Origin of the sequence: Nesterenkonia sp. YGD6, assembly GCF_022565895.1 — a bacterium.
In the GTDB taxonomy this organism is placed as follows: Bacteria; Actinomycetota; Actinomycetes; order Actinomycetales; family Micrococcaceae; genus Nesterenkonia.
Genome location: NZ_JAJOYY010000006.1, coordinates 202,811 through 211,277, shown reverse-complemented (window position 1 = coordinate 211,277; position 8,467 = coordinate 202,811). Strand labels below are relative to the sequence as shown.

Here is an 8,467-nt window from a genome sequence, read left to right as displayed (position 1 = left end):
TTCTGAGCGCTCTCCGCCGCGGAATCACGAACCCGCTGCACAGATTCCTGCGCAGGCTCCTTGAGCTCCTCAGCCATCGACTGGACCTGACCCTTCGCGTCATCGACCAGCGGCTGAGCCTGATCCTCAAGCTTCGCCGCCGCCTTCTTCTCCGACTCCGAAGCCGGAAGGACCGAAGCCACCAGCCAACCGGCACCCAGCGCGATCAGCCCCGCCGCCAACGGGTTGCCCCGAGTCTTGCGCTTGGCCTCAGAAGGCGCATGCTTCACACCTTCCGCAGCACTGTGGGCCTGGTCCGAGACCTGACTCGAGGCATCCTCGGCCGACCCCATCACCTGGTCCTTCCACCCACCCACGGCGCTGCGGACCTTCTCGGTCTGGCGCGCAGCGACCTTCGACGGGGAGACCTTGTCCGCGACCGCGTCCACGTCAAGGGAAAGACTGCTGCGGGTCCGCTCGATATCAGCGCGGATCTCTTCTGGACTCTGCTGTGTCATCGGGTCTCCTTCGTGGGGGTGAGAGCATCAGGAACTTCTTTAAGGGTCTCCGCAGTCTGCGGGGCACCCTGAACCTCATCAAGGGTCTTCTTACCGAGCACCGCCAACACCGCAGCGACGATCGCCCAGACCACAGCCACGATGACCGCAGACCATGCATGACCCAGATCAGTGGCACCGATCCCGGACCACAGAGCGATCGAGAGGAACAACAACACGAAGTGCCCCGCGATCCCGGCGCCGCCGAACATGCCAGCACCCTTCCCTGACTTCTTCGCGGTCTCGGAGAGCTCCGCCTTCGCCAGCGCGGTCTCCTGCCGGATCAAGGTCGAGAGGTCATCGCTGACCTGAGACATCAGCGAACCCAGAGACTCCTGCTCGGCCTTGCGCTCGGGTTCGGTGGGGAAGTTGGAGCTGCTCATCGGTCACCACCCCCGGCATAGGGATCGGTACCGGCCGGGTAACCGGGCGTCGTAGCCCCGGGACCGGCATCATAGGCCGGGACACCGGTCCCCGGGCCGCCGGCGGTCACCGGTGTGGTGTCTGGCATGGTCCCCGGGACGGCCTCCGGTGTGACCCCAGGTGTGGTCCCCGGTGTGGTCCTCGAGGCAGAGCGGGACTCGGTGTGGGACTCGGTGCGCGGGGTGGAGGTGCCCTGCTTGTCGTCATCGGCGTGATGCTGCGAGATGCCCCGGGTCAGCCGGCCAGCGGCGAACCCGACACCAGCGGCGATCGCGAGAAACGCGACCGGCCGACGGCGCGCGAAGCTCTGGACCTCCTGGAGGACCTCCTTGGGATCATGATCCTCGAGCCAGCTCGCGGTGGTCTCGGCGCGGGAGTTCAGCTGGTCCACGAGGTCTTTCGCGACCCCGGGCTCAGGCTTCTCACCACGCGCGATGCGCCCGACGTCATCGCTGAAGGTGCGCACCGTGACTGCCGCCCGATCCAGCTGCTCAGCGGCCTGGGACTCCAGCATCGTGCTCGCCTCACCGCCGAGGCGCTTGGCCTCACGCACGGCGTCGTCCTTGACCCCAGCGGCCTCCTGCGCCGCGGTGTCCTTCACGGCCCGGCCGGCGTCCTTGGCATCACCGGCCACGTCCTGGGCCGCACTCTTGGCCTGATCTGACGTCGCCTGATCTGACCTGCCCTGCTCGGATGAGCCCTGATCTGATGTGCCCTGGTCTGATGTGCTCTGGCCAGTGCTGGGCCGGCTCGCGCTGGCCGGACCGGACCGGGACTGGTCGGTCGTGCCCGGAGAACCTGTCTCGGAGGCATGCCGGGCGGAGTAGCCCGGTTCACCGGTCACCGGCTCCAGACCCGAGGGGGCGGCATGGACCGCGGGCACAGGTCCGGTCGCATCTGAGTCTGGTGAGGATGTCCGGGGTTCAGCTGCGGACGGGGTCTTGCTCGCGGCATCCTCTGGATTGGAAGGACGCGGGGATGTGTTGATGGGGTCAGTCATGGTTGCCTTTCGTCAGGGGCGACGGCATCGACACGATCTACGATGCCGTTCACTCCTGACGCTAGGAGCGGTGACTGTCGTTTCACTGACGACAACGTGTGCGTTTCCCCCACGTCCCAGATCAGTGCGCCACCCCGTCGGCGATCGGGTTTTGTGCCGGGCACGCCCGGCCCGGGGGATGTGGACGTGGAGTTCATGCGCCCTGTCACGGGCCCCGGTACCCGGGCCCGGGCTCCGTGGCGGTCCGCGTCCGCCGCCACCAGTCGCGACGTCACTGTCTGCACGGCTCCAAGTCCTGGATGCCACCGTCGTTTCGGCCGTGCGTCTTGTCCGACTCGCCCTGCGCGGGGCATCGCCCTCGGCAGTCACCCCCGTCGAGGGAGCGCACCGACGCATCGACGCGTCGAACAGCCGACCCTCGGGGATCCATGAGCTGCCGGCCTCGGGGTCTTCACGCCGCAGCGCGGGGCGCGGAGGTGCTGTGAGTCATGCTCAGTCTGACGAACGCGGTCAGCGGCGACGCTCCATTGCTCTCAGTCCGGACCGGCCGCCCTCAAGCTCCTCCGCGCAGCGTATTCGCCTTCGTCACGACATGGTTTGCGAGCAGCACCGCAGGATCAACGAGCGGTCGCGGGGACTCCTCGGTGGTCATCGCCAGGGGGATCTCGGTGCAGGCCGCGACGATCACGTCGGCGCCCTGGGCGACCAGGGATTGGGCCACCCTGACCAGGGCGGCGCGCAGCTCGGGGCCGAGGTTGCCGCCCTTGACCGCGTAGATCGCCTCCATCACCGTGTGCTGATCGGCGGCCTCGGGAACGATCGGCTCCACCCCGTAGGCGGCCAGGCTGTCCTGGTAGAGCCCTGCGGTGAGGGTCGCATCGGTGGCCAGCAGACCGGCGGCCTTCACGTAGGGCAGGGCACTGAGGTGCTCGGCGGTCACGTCGATCATGGAGACGTACTCCAGGTCCACCTGCTCACGAACCCGCGGCAGGAAGGCGTGAGAGCCGTTGCAGGCGGCCACGTAGAACGCGGCGCCGGCGTCTTTGAGCTGCTGGGCGCCCTCCGACAGCTTCGGCGTCGGGTCCTCTCCGTGGCCCACGATCGCCTGCGAGCGGTCCGGGACGGTCGGATCGGCCCAGATCATGACGCGGAGGTGCTGCTGATCCGTGGCGGCGGGAGTGGCCGCGATCAGCTTCGAATAGAAATCGACGGTGGCGGCAGGACCCATGCCGCCCAGGATCCCTACTAGGGGGCCCTGGGCGGCTGGGGCTGCGGCGGTGTTGTCACTGGTCATCAGCGAAGAGTGTACCCGGGACGCCCGCTGAGCAGGGGCCGTCGAACACTGCGGACTCAGCCCACCGAGGTGGTCTGATCCCGCTCTCAGTCGAGGTTGCGGTCACGCTTGCGACCACGAGCGGGGGTGTGGGTCGAGCTCTCGCTGTAATCCCCGTTGCCCTTGTTCAGCTCCTCGACCAGCTTGACCTTGCGACGCTCGTGCACCTCGGCCAGGCGTGCTGCCCGGCGCGCACGCCGACGGCGGGTGGGCCAGGTCGCGATCAGCAGGATCAGGGCGAACAGCACCGCGAGCGCGACTACGGCGACACCGGCGTCGATCCAGAACTGCTCGGGGTAGAGCTGGATCAGCGTGGAGTCGGTCGGGAAGGTCCAGGTGCCGTCGGCGAAGAAGATCCGGTGGAACTCGGCGAAGAAGAGCTGCCAGTCGATGATCGCCAGGACTGCGACGGCGATGATGAGGCCTAAGGTCACCCAGGCGCCGGCGAAGAGCCCGCGGGCCACTCCCCCTGGACGCCAGGCGCGAAGCAGAAGCGCCAGGATCAAGGTGATCACCAGCAGGAGGACGCCGATGAGCATGGCCCAGAGGACCACGAACTTGACGTCGACCATGTGCGCGACCTCACCCTCGGTGAACAGCTGTTCTCCACCGGGCGCGAGCTCTGACAGGTAGCGCGAGTTTGCAAGGTTGGTCAGGAAGTCTGTGCCATAGGAGCCGTAGACCAGCCGGTCATCAGCGTCCATGCTGTAGGCGCCATCCGGAATCCATGGACGGTTGTAGGCCACCCAGAGGAAGAGCGGGGAGGCGACCAGGCGCACTGCGGCGACCAGCAGCAGGATCGGAGTGAAGATCGCGATCAGGACCTGGAAGAAGCGGGAGACGCCACGCTTGGAGCGGGCGACCTCATCGTTCAGGTCAGCGTCGGTGACGGACTCGTCCGAGCCGTAGGCCGCGTGGGTCTGACTGGACCCTGGACGATCGGAGCGATCAGCGGGAACTACGGCCGTGTCCTGATCGTCGGACTTCGCTTCGGCCCGATCACGACGACGCTGCTCACGTCGGCTCAGTTCGGCGGCGTTCTCCGTCGGCTGGTCGGTATCAGCACCCTGGTTCGGCGTCGCTGGAGTAGGGCTCGGCGTGGCCTGCTGCGTGGTTCTGGAATCCCCCGCAGCGCCTGATGCTGCTGCACCTGAGGTCGCGGCACCTGCTCCCTGTGCACCTGCCGCAGCCGCTCCGGTGAACGTGGTCGTGTCATCCGTCGAACGGGTGTCCCGGGGCGAGCGCAGATCATCGAGGGAACGCGTGGCATTGGGGCTCTCCGCACCGGCGCCCGGCGCAGGAGTGCGCGAAATGCTCTCGGTGGGGGCGTCCCTGCCCTGGTCGTGACGACCGGACGTGTCCTGCGGGTCGCGGGTCGCCGGGATGGCCTGGGTGGCCTGCTCATCGGGCTGACCGACGCCGGCCTGGCCTGCACCTGACTGACCCGTGCCTGACTGACCCGTGCCTGACTGACCGGTGGCTGACTCGGCTGCACCTGACTGACCCGACTGGGCCGGGCGCTGGTCACGCTCGGCGCTCAGGTTGTCGTCGGGAAAATCGGGCTCTTCGGATGCGAAGGCACCGTAGTCCAGCCCGGATTCAAAATCTTCGTTCTCATCGGCGGGCCTGCCGGCCTCGTTCCGATCGGAATTCGCGCTCATATCTGCCTCTCCACGCATTACTGACTCTCCTCAACAGTATGAGCGCGGCACCCCTTATGTGGGGAGGAAGCGCGGAGAGTCGGCGTCGGGCCTCGTCTCAGGTGCTCGCGAGGCGCACACCGACTGCAGGTCAGCTTCTTCGCGGCCTGAGGTGGCGTGGGGGTCACCCAGAGTCTCGGCGCCTGTCCTGGGGCTTCTTCCTGCTTCGGAGGGCGCTCAGCGCAGTCACCCTCCGGACTCGCGTAGGTCGTTTCAGTGCAAAGCTCCCGCACAGCCTTCACCAGCGTCAGGACGACATCGGCGTCTACATGCAGGAGCTGAGGTCTTGACGATCGGGTTCGAGCGCCGTTCCAATCAGCTTGCGCCCCTGCGCTTCATCCTTGTCTGAGCCTGGGGTGCGGCCCGGTCTGCACTCCGGAGTCAGATCGGAGGACGAGGGTGGGCTCGAGGTTCTCCAGCGCAGATATTCGGCAACCTGCCAGGTGCAGCTACTGCTGTCTCGCAGGTGCCGTCGTCGTCAGCCGCCGGCGCAGGGTCTTGCGGCTGTCGAGTTCCAACTTCTTCAGAATATTGCGGACATGGGTCTCGACCGTCCGGACCGAGAGCACCAGGTGATCCGCCACCTCCCGGTTGGTCAGGCCCCTGGCGACGTGTCTGGCGACCTCACGCTCGCGTCGGGTGAGCACATGCAGCCCATCGTCGAAGTCAGCCACCGCGCCGGCGCCCGCGGCTCCTCCGCGGATTCCCGCTCTCAGGCGCTGGCGGGTCTGACCGACATGTTCTGCGAGAGGCTCCACGCCGCACCGGGTGAACACCACCCCAGCCCAGGCCAGGAGGCCCAGAGCGCGAGTCCGATGCTCGCTGAGAACCTCGGGGTGCGCTGCGCAGAGGTCAGCGATGTCCAGCGCCAGCAGCGCTCGGTGCAGCCGGAAGCTCCCCCGTTCAGCCTCCCCCGGGGAACGCTGCGGCTGCATGATGAGATCCAGCAGATCGATCGCGGCGAGGAGGCGCCCCATGCCTTGCCGCGGATCATCTGCAGTCAGCCCGGAGAGGTAATTCTCCGCGTATCGGCGCGAGGCGGGTGTTGCCGGGATGCTGACATCGCTGACCGTCTGGAGCAGGTCCCGCGCCTCCGCGCTCCGGTCCTGCTGGCACAGCAGGCGCCCCAGGAGCGTGACCTGCATCAGACCGATGACGCTCCACGGTGACTGCCGCTCCTTCAACGCCAGCAGCAGGTCCAGCGCACGCGGGTTCTCCTCTCGCAGCAGGCAGGCCCACGCTTCGACGAACACGCAGATCGCATCCGCCGCCGTCGGTTCGGGACCGTGCTGGGCCTTCTTCACGACATCGAGCAGCCGCTCACCGCGCGCCTGTCCACGGGCCAGGGGCACCAGCGCCGCGAAGGCATAGCCGATCAGGGCATGGACGTCTTCACCGTTGTCCAGGCCATTGGCCGCCACGCGGGTAGTCAGCTGCTCTGCTTCGTCCCAGCGTCCCGAGTAGAACAGCGAGAGGCCGAAATTAAGCCGAGCAGAGTCCAGATAGTCAGTAGCAGGCTCCTGGACAAGGGATTCGAGCATCCGAAAGGACGCCCGGCACTCGCCGGCGAGCCGCATCCGAGCACCCAGCGCGGACCGCACAGCACTTGCGGCGAGCCCGGTCCCCGCGCCAGGCACTCGACGCGCCAACAGGTCTCGCAGCTCCGCCACACTTTCATCAGGGGCTCGCTCCCCCCGGCCCTTGGCGAGCACACTCCACATCTCGATGATCACCATCAGCTGCCCCAGATAGTCCCCCACCTCAGGGGCGTCCTCGCGGGACTCGGCTCCAGCACGAGACGCATCACGCCACTGTTGGATCTCGGTGAGCGCAGTCCCGAAGAAGGCAGGGCTGGGAACCCCGATGCCATAGGGGATCGCGAGCCTGCCACATTCGCTGACCGCGTAGGCGAAGACCACGACGTCCTCGGTCCGGCTGGCAGGGCCGGGCGGGAACAGCCCCAGTGAGGCCACGGCCTCGCCGGTGGAACCTCGGCGCAGCAGCATCAGGGCGTTCCACGCCGACTGCAGGGTCCCCTCGGGCATGTTCTCGAAGGCCACATCCAGGCCGTCGTTGATCACCTGGGGCAGCGCACGTCGACGGACAGCAAGGCTGATCAGTGCACGCAGGCCGCCCTCCTGGGGCAGTGCGGTGGTCACCTGCTCGATCAGGCTCTCAGCCTTCTCCCCGAACCCCTGCTCCTCCAGCTCTGCAGTGCGTTCGACTCCAAGCTCACCCAACATCACCAGGTGCTCCTGGTCCTCCCCGAGGCGAGCCGCACTGAGCCGGAATGCGAAGCTCTCCGGTCCGTCGTCGAACTCTGCCAGTGCCAGCAGAAGCCTGACCCGGTCCACCGGTGGGATGAGATCCCGGAGGGTGCTCTGCCAGCTGGCGCTTCGCAGCCGGTAGTTCACCCCCGCGGAGTCGCGGCTCACCAGATCCAGGTTCCGGAGTTCCGCCAGATCCTGCTCCTGCGCGTGGAGCCCGCGCAGCAGGTACCACCCAGGCAGCGGCACGGCGGCCAGGGCCAACAGCTCGAGCACCTCGCGAGCGCTGGTGCTGAGTGATTCCATGCTTGCCACGATGTGCTGGCGGTACCGGCTGGCATCTTCCTGCATGGCGGTTTCCACGCGCGCCAGCACGTGCTGGGTGCTGCGTCCGGGAAAGGACTTCGTGTGTTCCAGCCAGGTGGCCGCCTCATGCACCACCACGGGCAGCCCTCCGGTGATGTGGTGGACCTGGGCGGCTGAATGCTCCGAGATGGGAAGCCCGGTCGCGGCGCTGAGATATTCGCGAACGCCCTGCTCGCTGAGCGTGGACAGCACGATGTGGGAGGCCGCCGGATTCGACTGGGCGATCTGGACCAGGCGTTTGAGATCCTCACGCTCGGGGTGCTGCATCGTGAAGAGGAGCAGGCCCGGAGCTGGGATGATCTGGCGCAGGCCCAGCGTTGCGGCCTCCACCGACACCGGGTCGGCCCAGTGGAAATCCTCCACCACGGCGATGAAGGGACCGTGCAGCGCGGCCACCCCTGATCGGGCGGCCTCGACCAGTTCCTGGGGCGTTCGGATCGTCGGGTCTGAGGGATCGGCTGAGACCAGCCGGAAGACCGAAGCCGGCTTCTGCTGATCCTCCTCCAGCAGCGTGATGGAGAACTGACTGAACCCCTCCAGGGAGGCCAGGAACTCCTTGACGAGCGTCGTCTTTCCCACGCCCGCCTCGCCTTCGATGACGACGAGCTGAGCGTGTCCATGGCGCGCACGTTCGGCGTGTTGCTGCAGGATCTGCATGTCGGCGGATCTGCCGACGAGCTCTCTGCGAGAGATGCCAAAACCATTGAGGGTCACTACTGAAGTCTTTCTCTGCTGCGGGCCTCGAGTGTAATGATCGTGTCGGATGTGCCGTCGTACACCAGTGTGATGTGACCGGTGTCCTCAGGGAATAGGTAGAGAACTCAGTAGTCCGTGCTCTGCAG

6 protein-coding genes are annotated in these 8,467 nt (G+C 67.0%); all 6 read right to left on the bottom strand.

The features are described from left to right. On the bottom strand, positions 1-497 hold a 497-nt coding region (locus LTI14_RS11510; protein WP_241476592.1), incomplete at its 3' end, for a DUF3618 domain-containing protein. Then, a complete protein-coding gene (locus LTI14_RS11505; protein WP_241476591.1) occupies positions 494-919 on the bottom strand; it encodes a phage holin family protein in 426 nt (141 codons plus the stop codon). The genes LTI14_RS11510 and LTI14_RS11505, both read right to left, overlap by 4 nt. Continuing rightward, positions 916-1,959, bottom strand: coding sequence for a hypothetical protein (locus LTI14_RS11500; RefSeq protein ID WP_241476589.1), 1,044 nt, complete (start codon positions 1,957-1,959; stop codon positions 916-918). The genes LTI14_RS11505 and LTI14_RS11500 overlap by 4 nt, the downstream gene beginning before the upstream one ends. 553 nt (positions 1,960-2,512) lie before the next feature. Then, entirely contained in the window at positions 2,513-3,253 is a 741-nt protein-coding gene (locus tag LTI14_RS11495) for an aspartate/glutamate racemase family protein (RefSeq protein WP_241465117.1), read from the bottom strand. 86 nt (positions 3,254-3,339) lie between these two features. After that, positions 3,340-4,953 (bottom strand): DUF1461 domain-containing protein, encoded by a 1,614-nt coding sequence (locus LTI14_RS11490; protein ID WP_241476587.1) that lies wholly within the window; start codon positions 4,951-4,953, stop codon positions 3,340-3,342. Between the two features lie 488 nt (positions 4,954-5,441). Next, positions 5,442-8,339: a helix-turn-helix transcriptional regulator gene (locus LTI14_RS13275; protein ID WP_241476585.1), complete on the bottom strand. Its 2,898-nt coding sequence runs from the start codon at positions 8,337-8,339 to the stop codon at positions 5,442-5,444. Between the last annotated feature and the right edge of the window lie 128 nt (positions 8,340-8,467).